Origin of the sequence: Sphingomonas rhamnosi (genome assembly GCF_036663615.1) — a bacterium.
Lineage (GTDB): Bacteria > Pseudomonadota > Alphaproteobacteria > Sphingomonadales > Sphingomonadaceae > Sphingomonas.
In genome coordinates this window covers 1-22,482 of the sequence record NZ_JAXOJJ010000015.1, presented here as the reverse complement: position 1 = coordinate 22,482, position 22,482 = coordinate 1, and the positions used below count along the sequence as shown (strand labels likewise).

Below are 22,482 nucleotides of genomic sequence, written 5' to 3'. Positions count from 1 at the left end.
CGCGACACCACCATTGCCGGCCTCCGGCTCCGCTTCGCTCCACCTACGCCCGGCAATGGCGGCGGAGACAACAATGCACTAACTATCTATCCGGACCACCCGGTGGGGGCTGCCCAGCGTCAGCATGGCAACAATCGGGGTACACATGTTGCACCTTGCGATCCTCGCCGTTGCGACGGCTTCGAGCGAGCAGCCGACTGGTACGATTGCTTGGATCGTTAGGCGCAAGTCACAACTCTCGGGGGTCGTCCGGCGCCAATCTTGGCTATGGACGCGTTAGCGGTATGTCCCGATCAAGCCGGCTAACCTTAGTATGTCAGACTTTTGATGTACCTTTAATATTAACATTATTCCAGATACATCGATAGACTTGCTCGACGCTCAGACTCAGTGCTATTACCATGTGCAGAGTTCTTGTACGAGCAAGCTCAAGGAAACAATCGTTCGGGGACGGCCGACGTCGCTTTGATCTGACCAAGCGTAGACGATCACCAATGTCGCACAATGACGAGCTTTCGGCAACGAAGGGCCTTCGATAATGCCAGATAGCGCCTCTCCATACGGGGGATAGACTATGTCCTTTACCAAAGAACAAGTTGCTGTCGAAATTGGCAAATTCTTTGATCGTATCCAGGCCGCGGTCGTTGACCAGGCGACGAGCAAGACACTGCCGCTGATCGGCGCCGCAAGTGCGCTGCCGGGTGCCGACGCCATCACCGCGGCATTCGAAACTCTGAAGGGACAACTGATTGACGCGATCATAGCGTCGCTACCGTCGGCCGACTCGGCTCAGGCGGTCGTTGATGCGATCAACGCGGTAGACCCCGGTGCGATCGTCGCGACTAAGACTGGCGATGGCGGCATTGAGATCAGGGTACTGGAGACCAAAACCATCGAAACCGGCGAGGGGGCAATCGACACCGGCGACCTTGGGTTTCTGGAGCTCGCGGTCTCCACCGGCGCTACGATCAAGGCGGTACTCGACACGACGATCGCCATCTCACCGGACGGTGACCTGACGCTCAAGGATCAGGCTGCGCCCGAACTGGCGGTCGACGTCACCGCCGACCTGTCGCTCACCGATTTCGTGACCGATCTCGGGGTGGTCCATGTGAGGCTGAGCGACGCCGATCCGCTGGTCCCCGAACTTGCAGCGCATTTCGACCTCGATCTCGACAACGGCGCGGGCGGGACGATCACCGTCGATCCCACACTGACCGCGAGCGCGAAGCTGGACCTGAACTTCGAATCGACAAAGGGGTCGCTGCCGATCCAGCTGCTTCCCGATATCGACGGCCATCTGGTCATCGACTATCCGATTTCCGACGATCCCACGGCGGCCCCGACCGTCTCGGTCGATCATATCACCGTCGACCTGAAATCGTATCTCGGCATCGTCGGCGAGACGGCGCAGGAGGTTGGCGACCTGTTCAACGCGGGCGCCCTGAGCAAGATCGTTGACATCGCCACAGCGCCGATCCCAGTGCTCGACGACATCGCCCACGTCATTCCCGGGCTTTTGCATCAGTTCGACCAAGTTGGATCGATCAGCGGTGGCAGCGATAACAAGGTGTCTCTCGGCGATCTCGTCGTCGGCATGCAGCCCGACGAGAAACAGCTCATCGGCCCATTCTATCAGCTGCTCGCCATCATAAACATCTTGCGCAAGATCGACTCGGTCAGCGATGTCGGCACAATCGATTTCGGCGGCGGCACGCGCGCGGCCGACGGCACGCTAACGTCCACCGCCGATCCCACGGTGATCGCCGACAGCCTGAAGGCAGCGCTGAAGGACAAGGTGCCAGGCGAAATCTTCGACTATCTCACCAACCTGATCGACAGCGATCCCGAACCGTTCGTGGCCGACGGGATGTCGGCGCTGGCGGTTGGCCCTAGCAGAGGCTTCTCCTTCGGCCTCCTGGACAATCCGGCGAGCGTCCTAACGCTTCTCTTCTCTCCCGCAACTCCCGTCGATCTGGTCAAGTTCGACGTTCCGGCGCTCACGCTGGGCGACGAGTTCCACAAGTTCTTTCCGGTACTGGGTCCGCTCGGCTTCGAGCTGGGCGGTCACGTAGGCGCGACGATCGACATCGATGTCGGCTATGATAGCAAGGGGCTGGGAACGGGCCAGATCGAGGATGGCTTCTTTTTCTCGACGCCCGGCGGGTACATCAACTCCCATTTCCCTGAAGAGAAGTTTGCTCCCGCCGGCTCTCTTACGACGGGTCTGTTCGGCGGTGCCGGGCTAGGCTTCGGGTTCGGCGAAGTGACGGTACGCGCGGGCTTCGACTTCGGCTTGTATGCATTTTTGGGAGGGAGGGACGCGGAGGGCAAATTCCGGCCCAGTATCGACCCGATCGGCTGCATCTTCTCCCCGATCGAGGGAACCGCGGGAGTTTCGGTCAAGCTCCACTTCGAAATCGGCTTTGGGCCGTTTAGCGTCACCAAGAACGTGCCGCTGGCGGAGGCAAAGCTCGCCGACTTCAACGTGTTCAAATGCCCGCCGCCGACCGCTGTGCCGACCCCCGACGCGCCCGGGCTGGCAACGATCGAAGGCGCGAACACCTTGCTAAACGTTGGCGAGCGTGCCGATCTGCGCAAGGTGGCGGACCGAGACGACGGCGTGCCCCATCAACTGATCAACGACAACGACCCGCGCACCCCCGACGACGACAGCTTCAACGAAGGTTATATCATTGGGCGCGCTCGCAACACCGACGATGACGGCGTCACGACGGTGGACGGGACGCAGCTCGACATCTTGGCCTTCGGGGTCACCCAGCGAGTGACTGCAAACGGGGTGATCCGCGCCGACTTCACCAACGGCATCGACGAGTTGATCATCCAGTCGGACGTGATGACCCCTGCCGACGTGCATGGCGGCGGCGGCGACGATCTGCTCATCGGCGGCGCGGGAGCCGATATCCTCCACGGCGACGGCGAAGAGGATGTGCTGGAGGGCCACGACGGCAACGACCAGCTGTTTGGCGGCGACATGGCCGACCAATTGTCTGGCGGCAAGGGCGCCGATACGCTCGACGGCGGCGACGGCATCGATACCGTCGACTATTCGCAGGCCAACCGCGACGTGATGGTCGGCGTGACGATCGCGCTGAGCAATACCGCCTTCACTGCTTCAGGGGGCGATGCGACCGGCGACGTCCTGACGAATATCGAGAACGTCGTCGGCACCGATTACAACGACACGATCAACGCCGATGGTGCCGACTTCAAGACCTATCTCGAGGGCGGCGAAGGCGGCGACTATCTCGGCGGCGGGAACGAATCGGATTACCTACAGGGCGGCGCAGGCGGCGACTACATCGACGGCCGCGGCGGTGAGGATGCGACAACCTATGTCTTTTCCTGGGCTGGCGTCGACATCGACCTCAACCGTTACCACCAGATCGGTGGCGACGCGCAGGACGACGTGCTGGTCAATCTGGAGGACATTCAGGGCACCGTCTTCGACGACCGGATGGTGGGAAACGGCCTTAACAATATCTTCGACGCCGGGTCGGGCAATGACACTCTCGATGGCGGCGGCGGCACGGACTCCGTACTAGCGGGCGACGGCGACGATTATGTCTACGGACGTGGCGACGGCGACCTGCTCGACGGCAGCAACGGTCTCAACACACTCAGCTACGAACTGGCGACCGTGTCAGTCAACGTCGATCTCGGCCTTACCGAGAAAGACGATGATTTCAGCAACGCTCCCGACCGGATCGTAATGCGCGTCCAGGCGACTAACGCGTTCCGCGGGATCAGCACCTTCGCGAACTTAACAGGCAGTGCGTTTGCCGACACGCTGAGCGGCGACGTCACTGACAACCATATCCTCGGCGGGGCAGGGGCGGACTCAATCGACGGCTGGGGCGGGTTCGACCATCTGGTGGGCGGTGCCGGTGCTGACACGATCGACGGTGGCACCGGGATTGACTGGGTCGAATATGACGATTCCTTTTTGCAGGGGGTACAGGTCAATTTGTCGGGGCTTGCCGCCAACGCCGGCGGAACCGCGCAAGGCGACATCTTCACGTTCGACTTTTCGACCTTCGGCTCGACCGTCGAGAATGTGCTCGGCTCGCGTTACGGCGACACGCTGACCGGCAGTGCAGTCGACAATATCATCAACCCGAACATCTACGGTAAGGCGGTGACCGAGACGGTCGATGGCGGCGGCGGGACCGATACGCTCCAGGTTGACTATTCGAGCGCGCCGGCGGATGTCGGGCGTGGCGTGACCGGCGGCTTTTTCGGCACCAGCCACAACGGCACCTTCACGCACTACGACGCCACCGGCGTCGGCACACTCGATACAGTCAACTACAGCGATATCGAACAGATCGAATTGGTTGGCACGCGATACGCCGACATTGTTTATGGCGGACGTGGCGACGACCGGATCGTTACCGGCGCGGGCAACGACTCGATCTTCGCGGGCGAAGGGGCCGACGTTGTGAAGGCGGGGCGCGGCGACGACGGCGTGCTGTACGGCTTCACGGTCGGACAGCAAGGGCCGGTTATCGGCGTGGCGGCCGCGGCGGTCGTCATCAACACGCCGCAGGTTGCACCGCTCTTCTCGCTGAACGGCGGGGCGGGTATCGACACGCTGTCGATCTCGTTGGCAGGCGTAACAGAAGACGTTCGCATCAACGGCGGTCCCGGCGACGGCACCCAGTACTTCGGCACCAACCTGCGTCTGTCGAGCGGCGGCGCGGCCTATTATTTCGAGAAGCTGGCTGGCGTGGCTACCGGGATGGGCAACGATTCAATCACGCAATATGGCGCGGTCGACAATTATTTCATCAGCGGCGATGGTCATGACACGATCACCCCCGGGTTGGGCCGTGATTATGTCGATGGCGGGTTCAACACCGACGGGCTGACTCCGGTCACGGTAGACGGCAACGGCAGGTCGCTCGCGGAGATCGTCGACTTCGCTAAGGTTATCGGTACGCCAGGCGACACGCTGGTGCTGGATTATTCGTCGCTGTCGGGCGACCAGCGGCTCATATCCGCCAATGCGAGCGTTTTCTCGCTCTTCGCGCAAACGACTGCGTCGACCTACTTCGCGCAATACGAGGTCGACACCAACATCGGCCGCTATGTTACCGTCGACACCGAGCTTTATGGCGACAGCGGCTTCCCGCAGCGGGTGCCGACCGACTCTCCCAACGACCTCGTCTATACCGGAATCGAGCGGCTCGACGTCACCGGCAGCAACCGCAACGATTTCATCGTTGGCACGGAACGCGCGATGTCGCGCGAGGACACCGGACAGGACAGCCCAGGCGGCGGCACTCAGGATAGCGATCCGCGGCCGTCGGTCACCGGCGGCGATATCTTGCGCGGCCTCGATGGAGACGACCTGATCTTCGGCGGCAGCGGCAACGACGTAATGGACGGCGGCGCGGGTGACGACTTCCTGCAGGGCGCCGGCTTCCGCCCGGTCGTATCCCGCAATCCGGTCGCCAGCGACGATTACGACGCCTATGAAATGGACACGCTGACCGGTGGCGAGGGCGCAGACACCTTTGTCGTCGGTGTGAACGAGGGCGTGCTCTACGAAGACTTCGGCTTTTACCGAGGCTTTTACGACAACCCGGGCCGGGCCATCATCACCGATTTTGACGCCGATGAAGGCGACACGATCCAGCTCTATGGCGACGCCACTCAGTATCGGTTGGAGGAGACCGCTACCGGCACGACAATCCGTTATATCAACAATCGCGAATACGCCGATGACGAGCGCGTGGCGGAGGTCCGGGGAATCTTCGGTTTAACGCTCGACGATCCGGCGTTCACCTATTTAGGCGGCGCAAGCGGGCGCGGGGCCGCCTCGGCGAATGGCGCGTTGCTCGTCACGTCCGAGGACGTCGCCGCGTGCGCCGCCCTCTCCAGATCACTGCTCGAAGCCGTCGCCCCCGTGCCTGTCGACGCCGCCCTGCCGGCGGCGATCGCGACGAAGATGCAAACCAACCTGGTCGGCGATCCGTTTACCGTCGTCCAGCAGAGCGACGCCGGGGCTTTCAAGGCGATGATCGACGCCGCTACCGGCGCGAGTGCGACCTCGCTGTCGCTCAGTGGCAGCGCGGAGGCGTTCGGCACCTTCGTCAACGACCCGTTCGGGCTCGGCAAGGGCATCATCCTGTCGACCGGCATCGCGGAGGACCTGCCCGGCAAAAACACCGCCGAAAGCGGCGGCAGCAACCTGACGTCGATCCCGGTAACCTTTACCAAGATCGGCACGTCGGGTGGCAATACCATCTTCCGCGCCGATCTGTCGGGGCTGAACATCGATCTGCGTTCGATTAAGCTGAGCGACAGCGGGTCGCTGGTAGGTGGCAGCGGCGGCGAGGCCAGCGGCTTCGATCTTGCTGCAGTCGCGCTCAGCACGAAATTCATTGCCAATGCGACCGCGCTTAATCTTGACGATCCGGCGGTCCTGCCGAAATTGGATGTTTTCGACTTCTCGTCGGCGGGGATCACCTTCGGGCAGGGCACGCAACGCGAGCCGACCAACACGACATACCTTTATCAAGAAAACGTGCTCGGCGCGGTGAATACCGACCTCGTCGATCAGACACTGGTCCGATTTGACAGCTTCGGTTCGGTGCCGCCGCCGTCGCGAGTCGACGGCGCGCTGACGCTGGGCGACGGCGGCTCGATCGGTTTCGATCTGACCCAGTCCGTGTCAACCGACGGCCCCCTTTACCTTTACATCGCCGAGGCGGGGATCAGCACCGAAACCGTTACTGGCACGATCGACGTCTCGGGCGACACGATTGCGCCGACCGGCGACCTGTCGACCGATCTCGGCGCCCCCGGGCTAACCGACGACGCGACGTCGATGACCTACCGCTTCACTCCGAAGGCGGGCGATACCGCTTTTTCGATGAACGTCGTCCTGTTCACAGAGGAACTGCCCGAGTTTGACGGCACGAAGTTAACTGACCTGTTCAGCATAAAGCTGAACGGCATCGAAATCGGCGCGCTGAACAACGGCAACGCGCTGTCGATCAAGGCGCTGGCGCTTTCGCCCAACGACGACATCGTGTTCAACGATCCCGGCATCGCACCACTGGCTGACATCATCAAGGCAGATGCCTACACCCACACGCTGGTGATAACGGGACCGCTGATCTCGGGCGCCGACAACGTCCTGACGATTGAAGCCAAGGATGGCCGCGACGCCTATCTCGACAGCGGCTTGCTGATCCAGTCCGACTCGTTCAAAACGTTCGTCGGGGAACCGATCATCGACGTGACGCCACCTGTGCCGCTCACCGATCCCTTATTGATTTTTGAACGGCTGAGCGGCGACGTCGCAATCGGCTTTACCGTCGGCAACGACGTGATCGACGGGACGGCGAGGCCCGGGCCGACGACTTTCTACGAACCAGGACTTGCAAGCGGAAAGGATACGATCAACGGTTTTGGCAAGACCGACATCCTCATCGTCGATATGCAGGTGTTTGACAGCAACAACGACGGCGTCATCACCTTCGGCAGGAACGGCGTCCTCGACCTGGACGGCGCCGAGGCAGGGAAGGATACGATCCGCTTCACCAGCGGCCCCAAGGCGATGCGGCTGATCGGCACCGATGATGACGGTCACTGGGTCTACGCCGACGGATCAGTCCGGCCGAAATCGACAAAGGAGGGCACGCTCGCCGATGACATGCTGACGGGTGGGGCAGGCGACAAAAAGAAGGACATCTTCCTCTTTGACACTAACCTCGACGTGAACTGGGGCCGCGACAAGATCGCGAACTTCGGTGCCAAGGACTTTTTGGTCACCACCAGCCGCCTCTACGACGCCGACAATGACGGGAAGATCGCCCTGTCGATGGGCAAACTTGCGCTGAGCGGCAACAGCTATTTCGACGCGGCGCATGGCGGCAATGTCAGCCCAACAAATCCGTTCGGCGACGTGACGCTGACCGACACCGCGGGCGCTTCGCTCCAGTCACTCGCATTTGACGGAACGATCAACCGCGGCGGCGTTCTCTATTACGTCTACAGCCAGACGTATCATTCGATCACCGACAGCTTGATCGGCTGATTCGCTACCTCTAGCGGGTATTTTCACACCAACTGAACTGACGTTTGCCTGCCTCACGCCAAGCAACGAACCAGCACCTTGACCCTAACGCAGACCCAGTCGCCTTGAAAACACAGTGCAGATTGGGTCGAACCTGCAGGGTCGATCAGATGACCGTGTCGGTCAGCCGTTCGATTAGACGGATCTGCTGGGGCAGGCAGCGCGCAAGCGCATAGCGTTCCAGCACGGTGGCGCGTGCGGTTTTCCGCAGGCGTAGATGCTGACTGCGGTCGCCGAGGGTGGCGACAACGCAGTCCGCGATGGCGGCGGGATCGTAAATCGGCACCAGCAGGCCGTTATGCCCGGGATCGATAAACTCGACGACGGGCGCGGTGTCGGACGCAATCATGACACAGCCCGATGCCATCGCCTCGACGAACGACCAGGACAGGACGAACGGCACCGTCAGATAGACATGCGCGGTCGACACGCGTAGCAGCGACAGGTAGCGCGAATAGGGCAATTTGCCGGTGAAGTGAACTCGGCCCGCGCCCATTGCGCCCGCCAGCGGCACTTCTTCCTCCATGTGCGTACGCCAGCTTTTTCCTTCGGGCGCGGGTACGCCATAGCTGACCTGATCGCCTCCGGTTATGACAATATGCGCGTTGGGCCGGGCCGCCAAGATCGCGGGTATGCTGCGGATGAACGACGGATAGCCACGGTAGGGCTCCAGATTGCGCGCGATATAAGTCAGGACTTCGTCCGCGCGGGTAAGCGTTCGGCCGTCGGCCAGGCGGAACGCGGCGGCAGGATCGGGTTTCACAACATCAGTGTCGACACCATCGAAGATCGTCTGGATTTTGGGCAGGAAGATGCCGGGATGCAGGCTACGCTGCCACCGCGTTGGAGACAGTCCCGCGTCCGCCATTTCCAGGCTTAGCAAGAGGTGTGCGTTGCGCGCACGGGCACGGCAGACCGTCTCCAGATCGGCCGGGTGATCGGGATCGAAACCGATGTCAGCGCCGCTGCCGCGATAGTAAAATTCGGAATAGGACAGCACGACCGCGCGCGGGAACACGTCCTTGACGAACAGCATCTCCCCCCATCCGGGGTGGCCGATCACGATCGCGGGGTCGAATCCTTCGCGCTTGAGCGTTTGCAGCTGGCGCACGACCTGCTGACCGTATCGGACGCCGGCTTCGTACAGCCGGACGTAATGGTGTGTCGCGGAGCCTGCCGGCCGGGGGCCCTCGTATCCGACGCGGCGTACCCCAGGCAAGTCAGGCCCTTTGACCCGCGTCACGAAGATCACCCGGTGGCGCCCCGAGGCGCCGATCGCGGGTGCTAGGTTCTTGAATTGCGCCGGCATGTTCTGGTGAATGAACAAAATATCCAAAATCACCTCCACGCGTTGCACCTATACGTATCGACCGCGCGCATGCTTGTCATCGCTGATCGGGGAAGATCGGTTGCCGTTGTTTCGGCACAACTCAGCGTTGGACTGGTTGAAAAGGCTTCGTTAAACCAAATGCATTCGCCGGTAAGGGGGGTAGGGTTTCGTCAAGTCTAATGAACCTGCAGGTAAGCAGGGGTAGGGCAGGGCGCGCCCCGTGCCCGCAAGCCTGTTAGTCCGTTCCGTTACTTCAACTTGTCACCGGAGGTGATCCCGCGGGTAGTGCTAATGTACGTGCGCGTCCTGTTGTCGCCGAGGAACGTGGAAGACACCCGATCACCGCAAGGACGGTAAACTCGATTTGCAGCCCTTGCGGTCGCTTCAGATGCCATCTTCGATACCACCATTACCGCCCTACGCTATTGTCCAGTTGCCTAAAATCCATGCCGTTCTGAATGGGTAAAAGTGAACACTCGAGCCTTAGCATGAAATGCAAACTACGGTTCAGCCAAGTAAGACCCAGTTAGATTCACTTCGCCCCTTATATAAGTAACTTGTGGTCGATTGAGCCGGGCTACTGCAGCCCGGGCGTGCATCCCGGTTACTGTCACTTCCAATCGATCAACGCGGCGTCGGATCAGATTTTGAGCGAGCAGCTCCGCGATAGCCTGATCGGAAGCTCCCTTGAGCTCCCACCTTTCGCCGTTGAACTGAGCATTCAATAGCTCGACCTGCGTCGACTTTGCCAGCTCCGCGATGAGTAGATCGGCCTTGCTATTATATCCACTCACAGCATCTAACAACCTTTGCCCGAAGTATCATCAAGTTTTTCATCATATCCCTTGCCGGGTCAACTCCTCTTTACTGAGCCAGCCATTCGTTTAACGCCTTCGGGTGGGAACGCGTTTAGGGTGTTTAGTCCCAGCCGTGGCGGATGGACTCAACTAGGAACCGGTCTGCTTCCAGGTCGAGATTTTGACGATGTACTCGTAGGGTGTAAAACCGCTGTGGGTCTTAGGCAGGTGGGCGAAGTTGCGGTTGCCATGAAGTCGGCGAGGTATATCCCTAGCTGTTCATGACCTTACTATCGCCCTCGACCTACCCGCAGCTCACGTCGGGACGATTCTGTCTTCGGATATCTACCTCCCTCGGCGATACCCGGGCTCGGGGGCGGGAATTGAGTTTCACGGACTTTTCACGCCTTTTTTACGAACAGGTCTCGCCTCGGCTCACACGCGCGAATGCACAAGGGCTGCACCCGGACGATCGACGTCGGGAGAAAAGCTGAGGATCAGGGAAATGAAGTCCATTCTTGTCAAGCTTGCTACCGCCGTTGCGGTCCTCTTTCCGGTCGCACCCGCTGTCTCACAGACTCCCATCGATAACTGGGTGAAGCAGGTAAGTAATAAGCTGGATGCGAACATCGAAATGCCAACTGGCTCTGCTGATGGGCTCGTCACTGCAACATTCAAACGGAGCGAGACGGGTCAAGTTACCGACGTTATCATTGACAGCCGAGACTCCAAGCTGACGCGCGCAGCACTAGCTACTATGCGGCGCTTGCGCGATTTGCCGCCTCTGCCAGCGGGTTTTGAGGGAAAACGCATCCGCATGAATCTGCTGATCGGCAATATGTCGGATTATGCAGGCTATGTACGCCAGCTGAAGGCATTACGGGCGCAAGCGTCGAGCAGCAACACTCAGCTGGCGAAGCGGCTGTCACCGGTTCAGGTTGCTCTGCTAGGGCCGCACTGAACCTTCCAACAGATAGTCTGAGTGACAAGGCGGGAGCGGCAATGCCATTCTCGCCTTGTCGCTTATCATTGCGTGAGGCATAGGTACGATAGTTCAATTAACTATTGACCAGCAGATTGGCTGCGTACCAGCCTGCTTGGAGGCAGCGTGTGGTCGATGCTGAAGCGCCAACTTTATTGCTTCGATTATTTGGCGAAGTTCGCTTATGCGAAGGCGGAAAGGACATATCGCCCCGAAGTCGTAAAACGCGCGCGCTGCTTGCCTATTTGTCGGTAGTGCCATCGCAAAGTGCAGGTCGCCACCGGCTGGCCGATCTTTTGTGGAGCGACCGGGCAGATGAACAGGCTCGAGGCAGCTTGCGCCAAGCGATAGCAGAGGTTCGCCGTTGCGCATCAGGAAGCGCGTTGCTTTTCGTTTATCGTGATCGTGTTACGATAAATCCGTGTCGAATCACGACTGATCTCCACGAGATCGAAAGCGCAGCCATGGCCCGTAACGTGCCTGAGTTGGCGCGCCTTATGGCCCAACTCAACGGTGGCTTCGGCGATGATTTGAACGGCCTTGCCGCTGGGTACGACGAGTGGCTTTGTATCGAACGGACGCATCGGCACGAAGCAATCATAGCGATCGTTCTCAAAGCAGCCAATCAGACGCTGGAGCGTGCTGATTCCGGTGACCTCAAGATGATTCTGCGCGGCCTCGATCAAATCGACCCGTTGAACGAAGAAATCGCGCGGCTGGGCATGCAAATAGATCAGCTCGTTGACGATCGAGCCTCTCTGCACCGCCGGTTTAAACGACTGGAAGAAGGGCTTAGACGTGAGTTCGGAGCAGTTCCATCGTCCGAAACTCGGGCAATGTTTGCAACGTTAACCAAACAAGGGAGTGAGGATTCGGCCGGCGATGTTGCGGCCATTGCGCTGTCGTCCGAAAGATTGCGCGCCCGTCCGGTTGCGCCGCCAACCATAATCGTCTCTCCGATGTTGGTCGAAACCGATGGCCCGGACGCCGACCTCGCGGCGATCTGTGAAGAGGACATAAGGATCGCATTGATCCAATTGCCCGACCTGTGCGTGGTAACGCTGAATGCTCCCCATGCCGGACAAGCTGAGTCAATGTGCGCCGGCGCGGTTGGCGTCTATGTGCTTTCAGGGCGGCTTCGCCGATTAGGAAGCATCCTGCGCGTTAATCTGCAGCTTAGCAACCTCCAGTCGAATGTTGTGATCTGGTCCGAGCAGCTTCGGCTTGAAAACGCGGACCCTGCCGCAACCGTCGACCGCGTTGTCGAACGTGCGGTAGGCGCCGTGCTGCCCTCGATCAATCGCGATCTACCTTCACGGTTGGCGCAGCGTACGGGTAACGATCGGGACGCTGCTCTACTTTACACTGAGGCACGACTTAAAATAAAAAGCGCACGTACGTTGGAGGCCGCACGGAGCGGATGCGCGCTTCTCGATCGAGTGGTGCAAATCGATCCCTGTCATCTCGGAGCGCATCTTTTGCTTGCGCGGATGTACCATACCGACTTTTGGCAGATGATGGCAGGCCACGATGTCGCTGCCTTTCGCACATTTGCCGACAAGCATAGCCGCGAGGCTGCTAGGATCGATCCTAACAATGTCGAAGTGCAAGTGCGACGGGCATGGTGCCGGCTGCGCGGGGGCGAGTGGCGTTTGGCGCAGGAGGGGTTCGAGCGGGCAGTCGCAACTCTGCCGCATGACGCGGACACGATCAACCCGTGCGCCGCAGGACTATGTTATCTTGGGGAACTCACGCAAGCCGAGACGCTAATGCAGCGCGTTTTCCGCTTACATCCGTTTCCTCCTCCCGATTATCACGCAGATTACGGCGTCGTGCTCTTGCTCGGCGGCCGCGTTGTCGAGGCTGAAGAGCATTTTGAGGTGTCGGGCGAGGTGGGCATCCTGTACCTGGCTGCAAGGCTGGCAAATCTCAGCCAGCTAGGCAAAGCGGGTGCACGTGTTGCCGATGCCGTTCGTCCAGCTTTCCTGCAAGGCTTCCATGCAGCGTGGCAACCTGCCCGCACGCCAACGACAAACGACGTTCTTCAATGGTTCGCCGACACAGTCCCTGTCAGGCTCGCGACACACCGTCAGCGTTTGTACGGCGGACTGGCGGCCGTCCTTGCGGAAGCGTAGTAAGCATCCGAAGATAGTCTGCGGTGAGCGGTGGACGTAATCGCGTGAAATTTCCCGTGGCGGCTGCTACTGAAATTGTCGCGATAAGAGCAAGCGCATCCTTTCGCTTAAGTGAGGGCACCATGCTAAAGGTAGGCGCGCTTACAGTCGGCAATTGGCCAATCTGTTCCGCAAGGCGGCGCAGACAAAATGACCAGGTACGCTCGTGATATGAAGCGGTGCGAACGATGCGCTGGAGTGCTCGCCGTTCCAAAGAGGGCATATCAACCTGCCAAAGCGCGGCTTCGGCGTCGACAAGCGCGACAGTGAGATGTCGATAGCCCAGTTCAACCGGCGCATGATCTATCATCACCGCATCGTCGCGCCGGATTGCACCTGAAGCGTAGCCGAAAAATATTGCGCCGATCCCTCGCATTCCTGCGGCTGCTAGCTCTGCCGCACGGATCGCTCCAAGGCTTGCTCCACCCAGCACCGGTACGCCTCGCGCAAGGAGGTCAAGGATCTCCTTATGCCAAACGGTCGGAGCAACCTCAAAACAGCCATCAATTAGGCCAACCGCCGGGGGCGGGTCGGCAAGAAGCATTGCTAGGTCGCCACATACAGCGGGCGATCGTAGTTCGATGCCTGGGGCGGCGAAACCAGGCGGAAGACTAGGTCCAGCGAATACAACAGGGAGCAGTGCGGCTCGACGTCGCCTTACGGCAGGTTTAGGAAGGGGGCGGACGGCTGTCTTGGCAGCGCCGTTCATCAGCAGCCGTTGGACCTGACGTAGACCCGGCGCGAAAGCGTGAACTATGTGAAGTGCCGAGTGCGGCTGAGGGTGACTGGCCGCTATGACCGGCAAGGTCGAACAATTGCTGGCGTATTCAAGCAGTGCATCCAAGTGTGAACGCCCCGGCGGGTGGTCACGCACATCGGCCCATGCGAGTTGGCCGGGTCCGAAAGATAGAGTGTCTAAGACAAGCGCCATCTGGCGACTGGCCCCGCCTATATAATCGCTTTGCAGAAGATCGTCGCGAGCGCCCGCAACCAAGGTCGCCTGCGCCTGGGCAGCCTCGAGCAACGCGCGCAGTAGCGCCACGCGACGATCGGAATGACAACCCGAGCCCGCAACTGGGGCCATGTCGGAGTTACGATCGCGTTCGCGCCAAAGTGTACAGCGAAACGCCGCGACGTTTGAACCTTGACCGATGCTCCAAACCCGTACTGCAAAACCCTTGGACGCAAATCGAAACAGGAGTGTTTGGATCAGAGGATCGGTTACGCTCGCTGTGTCGAGCTGCATCTCGCGGCGCTGAGCGGGAAGAAGCCCATCAAACATTGTCATCAGATCGTGCTCGACGACCTCCGCAACCGCGCCCGTCAAAGCCTCTTCTATCGTGTTCCCGGTTGCCAAACCCACCGACATGGGGCGAACGTCGGGGGGAGGCTGTTTGGTCGCATCCAAACAAGCCAAATCGAACGGGACGGGCGAAGTGCGGCCGTTAGCCAAGTTATAGCCGTCTAGCCATAATCTTGGTTGCTCTGGATCGAGCGCTATGGCCCCGGGTTTGCGTATGCCTGACGACCACGTTGTAAGTGCGTCATTCCCCAATGCCCGCAGTGGCACCATCAAGCCAGAAGGAGGAGGAAGTCGCTCGGCAGAGTCGAGCTCTACCGCCTCTAGAAGCGCGGAAACGGCGGCGGCCATGACGGTCAGCCCTTTGCCTTGGCTAACAGAAAGCGAACGCGACCATGGGCGAACTGCCTGAAATGTCGGTACGCCAAGTCCCCCCAAGCCCGTGACATCAGCGAGCCTTGTCACCCCAGCTTTGACGCCCGCCTCCTGCGCAGCAGCGAGCGTGAATGAGAGCGGCCGTGACCGGTGCTGGCCTTCAACGCCCAGCCAGGGTCTGTACGCGCGGATCTCGCTTATTCCCGACCGTCGCCAGGCGACCCGTTAATGTTTATATTGACTGTAAAGAGCTGTGGTTCAATCGCTTTGCTCAGATGGGACCGAGGCACATTGGATGAATTTGGTAGCGCCACTGCGCGAAGCGGGGCGCGCTCGAAGAGGTCAGATACCGCCTCGCGTGGCAAGCCTCCAATTGAGTCCGAGTTATCAGACGTCTGAACGCGTTTGCATAATACTAAAAAACCAGATCCCGGCTTTTCAAGCTCGACGATAAAGTAGGGTGATTTATCACTGCGGGATCTGACCGCTTCTTCGTCTTCCATGCTCATCTTCCTTCCTTAAGTCAAGCGCTATTATAATAAAGCATTATCTTTCATTTAATCGCACACCCTAAATGGTACCTAATAATAATGCCGGTTCGGCGATACTGAGACCGCAGTATAATTCAAAACGGTTACGCCATTTTAACATGGTGAAACATGTTTTGCAGTACTGGAGCGGGTAGCCCACGTATAACTGTCGCGTTGAGCCGGCAGAGCAATTCCCACGCCTCAGTGGAATGTGCTGAGCACTCGCATTATCCAAAAAATATCATATAACCGCGAACCGTATTACCGGGACCATAAGGCTACTTATATAGCACCTCACGTTACAGAGAAATCTATAGAAATACTAGAATATGCAATACTATTTAGCAAACTATGCGACTCGCGGGATATGTATCAGCTAGTTTCAATAAACCCCCTTTTTAACAAATTCCAGAAAAGATCGAAATTTGTAGGGAATGTCGAATAACGTCTGGAAAGCAGATCAGCGATAGCGATGACTGGGATACAAATGATGCACCTTGCGATTCTCGCTGTAGCAGAGGCGGCTCTGAGCGTCGCGGCGGAACGCGCCGATTAGTACGACTGCCTAAACCGTTATGCACACGTCGGCCTTTTCGGTAACCGGTCCGCGTCAACGTTGGCTCTGGATGCCCTGACGGCATGTTCCAATAAGCGAAACGCTTTTCAACTCTGGTTTCGAAGTACTCAAGCTGCAGGTGGCCCCAAACCTGGCAGTTCGGCGTTCGCGGCGATCGTCGCCACCGAAGATCGAGACGCCGTGGTCCGGGTAAGTGCCTTCGTAAACCGTAATCGACGGCTGCGTTAACGGACAGGTCGAGCGCCGTCGTGCAAACGCTGCCCGTAAAGTTTGCAGTTCATCAAAAGCGTTAACCGCCCGTATCGAAAGCCCGTTCCGATCGGCATAGCTTTTTATGTGCCCTGAGCCTCGCTACACACGCGAAGGATATCAGAAAACTGCAGTCTGGTTCGCAGTTCGGCAGCGCGAACCTCGGCGGTGGCGGGCGGTAGCGGTTCCCAGTCAGGAATGAGGTCGCGGGTGGCTTGGGTTGCTAGCAAGAGGGCAACGAACATCATGTGCCTTCGGGCCGTTGGGATCCTTAAGCGTGTATGACGGGGTGCGTTGCACCCATCGGGATATCTCGGTCGCGCAACCACTTGTTCGCGCGGCCAACTCGTTGAATGTTAACGCTACGTTAATGGAATTGTCATGTTCGCGAGCTAGTGCCTTGGCATCCTCACACGACCGACGGCAACCGCAGGCGCTGGATGGACTTTCCGCTCGGTCGGGGGCGTTGCAATAGGAGCGCAGGGCATGGCTAGTTCAGGTGATATCGCGATCGTCGGTTATGGCGCCGACACGGGGGTCAAGTCGTTCGCCTTCGTACTGCTGGCCGATCTGTCCGGAGAGACGATCACCTTCACCGATAACGGGTGGCGTGCCGCCGGTGGCTTTCGCGCAGGCGAGGGGACGGTCAGCTACACTGTCCCTGCCGGAACGGCGATCGGTACGGTCGTGACAATCTCGGGTCTGACCGGTTCGTTCAATCCATCGACGACGGGCGACTCGATCATCGCCTATGTCGGCGATGCAGCGAACCCTACGTTCCTTTTCGCGGTCGATTTCGCCGATGCCAACACGGCCTATGCCGGCGATGCGACCAACACCAACACCACTGCTGTGCCGACGGGTCTGACCTTTGGCACCGACGCGCTGGCATTTGCAGAGGACAATGCCGCCTATTCAGGGCCGCTCAATGGCTCCAGGGCGGAAATCCTAGCGGCGATCGCCGATGAAACGAACTGGACGGTAAACGACACCGCCGGTGTTGCCTATCCTGCAAGCTTTGCGGTCGAGACCGGCGCAGCCGGCCAGTTCAGTGTCGCCGACGTCTTGGTGGACGAGGGGAATGACGGCGTGACCGAGATGGTCTTTACCGTCGAACGCATCGGCGGTAGCACCGGCGCAGCCACGGTCGATTATGCCGCGACGTTCGGCACCGCCGATGCGGCCGACGTGGCGAGCGCCCTGCCAGCGGGTACGTTGACCTTCGCCGATGGCGAAACCAGCCGAACGGTACGGATCGCGGTGAGCGGCGATACGCAGTTCGAAGCGGACGAGACGATCGCCTTGAGACTGTCGAACGGGGCCGGTGCCAGCATCGCTGACGGCGAGGCAACGGGCACCGTTCGCAACGACGATATCGCGGCTGTGGCGGCGCAGCCGTGGATCAACGAGTTCCACTATGATGATGCCAGCGGGGACGAGGGAGAGTTCATCGAGATCGCAGGGGTCGCTGGCCTTGATCTGACGGGCTATTCAATCGTTCTGTACAATGGCAATAACGGCGCGCCCTACGGCACGATCGGTCTGTCGGGAATCATCGCAGATCAGCAGAACGGCTTCGGCACGATCAGCGTTGCTGCGACCGGCCTGCAGAACGGCGCACCGGACGGCCTTGCGCTGATCGGTCCGAATGGCGTCGTTGAGTTCCTAAGCTACGAAGGCAGTTTCACTGCGGTGGGTGGCCCTGCCGATGGGCTTACCAGTACCGATGCCGGCGTGATTGAGCCGGGTGATGCTGAGGGCACATCGATCGGACGCGTCGGATCGGGCGACGAGGCCTCCGACTTCACCTTCGCGCTGATTACCGACGACACCCCCGGCGCGATCAACGTCGGCCAAAGCTTCTTGGCAGCGGTTCCGCAGGTTTCGGTGACCGACATCAGCTTCTCTGAAGGCAATGCCGATAGCAGGACCGTCCAGTTCACCGTTGTTCGGAACGGTGCCGAAGGCGCGTTTAGCGTCGATTACGCGACTGCCGACGGCACCGCTACCGCCGGTGCCGATTACGTCAGCGCTTTGGGCACGCTGACGTTCGAGGCGGGGCAGGATAGCGCCATCATATCGGTCACCGTGCTGGGGGATACGCTGGCTGAGGGCGATGAGACCTTTTTCCTCAACCTGACGAACCCGACCGGCGGTGCGCAGCTCAGCGATGCGCAGGGGCAGGCCGTTATCCGCAACGACGATGACCTCCCGCCGTCCGTGTCGATCAGCGACGCCAGCGTGATGGAAGGGGACAGTGGACAGGTTTTTGCCACCTTCACCGTCACACGTACCGGCGGCGAGACGCCGTTCTCGGTCGCATACCAGACGGTCAGCAACACCGCGACCGCCGGGACCGACTTCGATGCGGCATCGGGCGTGATCGAATTTGCTACGGGCCAGACCAGCACCACCATAACGGTCGCAGTGAACGGCGACGAGACACCCGAAGCCACTGAGACCTTCTTCGTGTCGCTGTCGGATGCGACGGGCGGAGCGACGCTGCAGGACGGGCTGGGTCGAGGCACTATCCTGACTGACGACGTCTTCGCCATCCACGACGTCCAGGGTTCAGCGCACTTCAGCGCGCTACTGGCGTCGGACGGCGTGACCGGCTTCAACACCCAGTCGACGATCACCGTCACCATTCAGGCCGTCGTCACCGCGGCCGACGGCGTCGGCGCACGTCAGGGCTTCTACCTGATGGAGGAGGAAGCCGACTGGGACATCAGCGCGCTGACTTCCGAAGGTATCTTCGTGATGACACGCGACGATCGCAACAACGGACGCACGCTCGCGGCGGTCACGCCTGACCTTCGGGCTGGCGACTTGGTCACCGTCACCGCACACATCATGGAATACCAAGCGTTCGACAACCTGCCGCGAACGGTGCTGATGGGGATCGAGGGGATCACGGTGGACGCCCGGAATCAGGCGCTGCCGACGCTGGTGCTGAACGGATCGGATGGCCGCGCCATCCCGAATTCGATTCTAACCGACGAGGTGCCGAACTATTTCAACACCGGCACCGCGCCCGGTTTTGACCCGGAGAATGACGCTCTGGACTTCTTTGAGACGATTGAGGGCATGCACATCACTGTGCCCGACATGGTGGCGGCAGACGGCTTCGTATCAACCACGGGCGGCGATCCGTACTTCAAGGCTTATTCGACCGTCCACGCCGATGCCGATCAGATCAACAGTCGCGGCGGCTACACGGTTGCAGGCGATCCCCCGTTGTCGCCCCCGAACACGCCCGATGACCCGCAGGACGATACGCACAGCGGCGGCAACTACCTACACGATGGCGACGTCAATCCGGATATCTTCGAGCTCGATTTTTCCGACTTTGCGACGCCGGCTCCTGCCGTGCTGACGGATGCGGTTTCGATGGGCGACAAGCTCGGCGACGTCACCGGCATCCTCGAATTCGACTTCACTGATCTCAAGCTGTTCGTGACGGAGCCAGTGACGATCGTGGAGGACACGACACCGGTTCAAGAGGTCACAACCATTGCAGCGGACTCGCGGGCACTGACCTTCGCGACGTTCAACGTTGAGAACCTCGATCCCACAGACGGCACCGCGCGTTTCGCTGCGTTGGCGGACGCGATCGCTAACAATCTCGGCGCGCCCGACATCCTCTCGATCGAGGAAATCCAGGACAACAACGGCGCCGCTACGGGCGACGGCATATCCACCACGGGCACGGATGCGTCGCGCACCTGGGAGCTACTGATCGACGCCGTCAATGCCGCGACGGGCGAGCGTTACCAGTGGGTGGACGAGGCGCCCGTGTACAATGCCGAAGGTGGCGAGCAGAGCGGCAACATCCGCGTTGGCTTCCTGTACAATACGAACCGCGTGCAACTCGGCAACCTGACCGCCGATGCGAGCCTGGCCGAACGTCGCGCGTTTACCGACCGCATCGGTGACGGCGTTCGCGATGCGGGCGACGCCATCGCCTTCGACGACAGCATGATTGCCGGCCAGATCAACACGACGGACTGGACGAACACGCGCAAGTCGCTGCTGGGCGAATTCACATTCAACGGCAACGCGGTCTATGTCACCGCCAACCACCTGCCCTCGAAGGGCGGGTCGGGTCAGTTCTGGCAGTTCGATCAGAACATCGACGCGGGCCAGCCTGAGAACGCGGGCTGGGAGAAGCGCAGCGAGATCGCCGATGACATCTGGCACATGCTCGATACCGTACAGTCCGGATCGTCGGGCAACCGCATCATCGCAGGCGGAGACTGGAACGACTTCTACTTTTATCGTCCGCTCGAGGCGGCGACCGGCTACGTCGACGCGAACGGCAATGCCCGTGAAGGCGGCGCGCGCTTTGACAACCTGACGGTCACTGAACTGACCGAGGCAGAGCGCTACACTTACGCCTTCGACGGACGCAGCCAGGCGATCGACCACGTTCTGGTGGACCAGCAGCTTAGCGCCGTTGCCAGCTACGACGTGGTCCACATCAACACCGGCTATAATAGCCAAGGCGGCGTTAACCCGGCGCTTTCAGATCACGATCCCGCGTTGGCGCAGTTCGACTTCCGCAACTTTGCCGAGACGTTGAACGGCACCGCTGGTGTAAATCTCCTACAGGGTTTCGGCGGCAATGACCGGTTGTCGGGCAACGCCGGGGACGATGTGATCGAGGGGGGAGCGGGCGACGATCTGCTGACCGGCGGTCTCGGCAGCGACGCGCTAAGTGGCGGCGCAGGCTCTGATACTTTCTTCTACGACGCGAACGGCGCTGGCGGATCTGATCGGATCATTGATTTTGGCAGCGACGATTTCATAGTGACCACCACAGCGTTCCGCGACCGCAACCGGGACGGCATAATCTCGGCCGGCCACAACGCGCTGTTCGACTTGGCGAGCGGCGGTTCGGTAGCGGTCGCTTCGTCAGCGGGCGGCACGGTCCGCTCGCTTGAATTTGACGGTGCGTTCGTGCGGGGCGGAACGTCCTATTTCGTGTACAGCAAAGTCGGATCGGCTACTGATCCAAACCGGGCGTTGGCGCAGTTTGCGAACGATGTCGTTGGCGGCGGCGACGAGACGCTGAACGGCACGACCGGGAACGATATGCTCGAAGGGCGGGATGGCAACGAACGCATCTTCGGACTAGGCGGTAACGACACGCTGGACGGCGGCAACGGCGACGATCTGCTTGTCGGCGGGCAGGGTAGCGACGTCCTGATCGGCGGCACAGGGTCTGACACGTTCCTATACGAAGCCGCAGGGGCTGGCGGACGGGATCGCATCGCCGATTTTTCGGACAATGATTTCCTCGTCAGCCTGACCGCACTACCGGACAGGAACAGCGACGGCATCATCACCGCCGGTCGCGGCAACGTGTTCACCTTCGGCAATGGTTCGGTCGCACTCGAACACGCGCCCGGCGCTGGCGTCCGGTCGCTGGAGTTCGACGGCACGGTGATGCGCGATGGCACGTCCTATTACGTGTACAGCCTTATAGGCTCGACGTTAGATCCAGCGGGAGCACTTAATCATATTTTATGACCTTTGTTAGCGGTTCAGGTCGAACCCTTGTGCCTTCTCTACTCGAAAAAAGGTGGTGCGAGCATTCCTGGCTTTGGAAAGTGCATGGCCGTTTCATTCCTTTCGCACCATCGCCCTAAGAACGCTCGACTCCGCCCTCAGGTCTACCCGAGACATAAGCGAAGGCCCCCCCGGGCGTCCAGCGCGACGACGAGTTCTCGCCCGCGCTTTTCTTCAGGATCGTCTGTCGACCGCTGGCGATGTACATGATTGCGATTTGCGTCGTGCCGCGCAGCCGCCGCGCGCCCGCTGAGCAGCCCCCACCGGGTGGTCCGGATGGATAGTTAGTGCATTGTGGCCTCCGCCGCCATTGCCGGGCGTAGGTGGAGCGAAGCGGAGCCGGAGGCCGGCAATGGTGGTGTCGCCGCGGCTGGCGCCGGAGGTCGATAGCCCAGACTGCTATGTGGTCGGATGGTGTTATAGTGACGCCGCCACACCTCGATCAGCACCCTTGCCTCGGCGAGGCTGTAGAAGATCTCGCCGTTGA

Annotated in this window: 8 protein-coding genes and 1 pseudogene; 5 read left to right on the top strand and 4 right to left on the bottom strand. The window is 60.2% G+C overall.

Annotated features, from left to right (window positions below):
- A pseudogene (locus tag U1701_RS17965) lies at positions 1–82 on the top strand (integrase catalytic subunit); the annotation flags it as partial.
- Between the two features lie 492 nt (positions 83–574).
- Positions 575–8,071: a choice-of-anchor L domain-containing protein gene (locus U1701_RS17960; RefSeq protein ID WP_332783949.1), complete on the top strand. Its 7,497-nt coding sequence runs from the start codon at positions 575–577 to the stop codon at positions 8,069–8,071.
- 145 nt (positions 8,072–8,216) lie between these two features.
- Here U1701_RS17960 and U1701_RS17955 read toward each other — a convergent pair whose 3' ends face one another.
- Positions 8,217–9,446 (bottom strand): glycosyltransferase family 4 protein, encoded by a 1,230-nt coding sequence (locus tag U1701_RS17955; protein WP_332783948.1) that lies wholly within the window; start codon positions 9,444–9,446, stop codon positions 8,217–8,219.
- 1,296 nt (positions 9,447–10,742) lie between these two features.
- On the opposite strand from U1701_RS17955, the gene U1701_RS17950 reads away from it, so the two are divergent.
- Together U1701_RS17950 and U1701_RS17945 are read left to right on the top strand one after the other, a co-directional pair.
- Positions 10,743–11,198 carry an energy transducer TonB family protein gene (locus U1701_RS17950; RefSeq protein ID WP_332783947.1) on the top strand — a complete coding sequence of 152 codons (456 nt, stop codon included), beginning with the start codon at positions 10,743–10,745 and terminating at the stop codon, positions 11,196–11,198.
- 149 nt (positions 11,199–11,347) lie between these two features.
- Complete coding sequence (locus tag U1701_RS17945; RefSeq protein ID WP_332783946.1) at positions 11,348–13,354, top strand: hypothetical protein; 2,007 nt, start codon at positions 11,348–11,350, stop codon at positions 13,352–13,354.
- Here the strand turns inward: U1701_RS17945 and U1701_RS18805 are convergent.
- Together U1701_RS18805 and U1701_RS17935 are read right to left on the bottom strand one after the other, a co-directional pair.
- Positions 13,290–15,239 (bottom strand): YcaO-like family protein, encoded by a 1,950-nt coding sequence (locus tag U1701_RS18805; protein WP_443026096.1) that lies wholly within the window; start codon positions 15,237–15,239, stop codon positions 13,290–13,292. The two genes, U1701_RS17945 and U1701_RS18805, sit on opposite strands and share 65 nt — an antisense overlap.
- Before the next feature lie 26 nt (positions 15,240–15,265).
- Positions 15,266–15,571 (bottom strand): hypothetical protein, encoded by a 306-nt coding sequence (locus U1701_RS17935; RefSeq protein ID WP_332783944.1) that lies wholly within the window; start codon positions 15,569–15,571, stop codon positions 15,266–15,268.
- A gap of 1,339 nt (positions 15,572–16,910) precedes the next feature.
- Here U1701_RS17935 and U1701_RS17930 point away from each other — a divergent pair.
- Complete coding sequence (locus U1701_RS17930; protein WP_332783943.1) at positions 16,911–21,956, top strand: Calx-beta domain-containing protein; 5,046 nt, start codon at positions 16,911–16,913, stop codon at positions 21,954–21,956.
- 323 nt (positions 21,957–22,279) lie between these two features.
- Here U1701_RS17930 and U1701_RS17925 read toward each other — a convergent pair.
- Positions 22,280–22,482 (bottom strand): integrase core domain-containing protein (locus U1701_RS17925; RefSeq protein WP_332783942.1); only part of this gene is annotated, 203 nt, incomplete at its 5' end.

What these genes read in the sequence shown, in the direction of transcription:
- U1701_RS17960 (WP_332783949.1), top strand. Translation starts at nt 575, where the DNA reads ATGTCCTTTACCAAAGAACAAGTTGCTGTCGAAATTGGCAAATTCTTT.
- U1701_RS17950 (WP_332783947.1), top strand. Translation starts at nt 10,743, where the DNA reads ATGAAGTCCATTCTTGTCAAGCTTGCTACCGCCGTTGCGGTCCTCTTT.
- U1701_RS17935 (WP_332783944.1), bottom strand. Translation starts at nt 15,571, where the DNA reads ATGGAAGACGAAGAAGCGGTCAGATCCCGCAGTGATAAATCACCCTAC.
- U1701_RS17930 (WP_332783943.1), top strand. Translation starts at nt 16,911, where the DNA reads ATGGCTAGTTCAGGTGATATCGCGATCGTCGGTTATGGCGCCGACACG.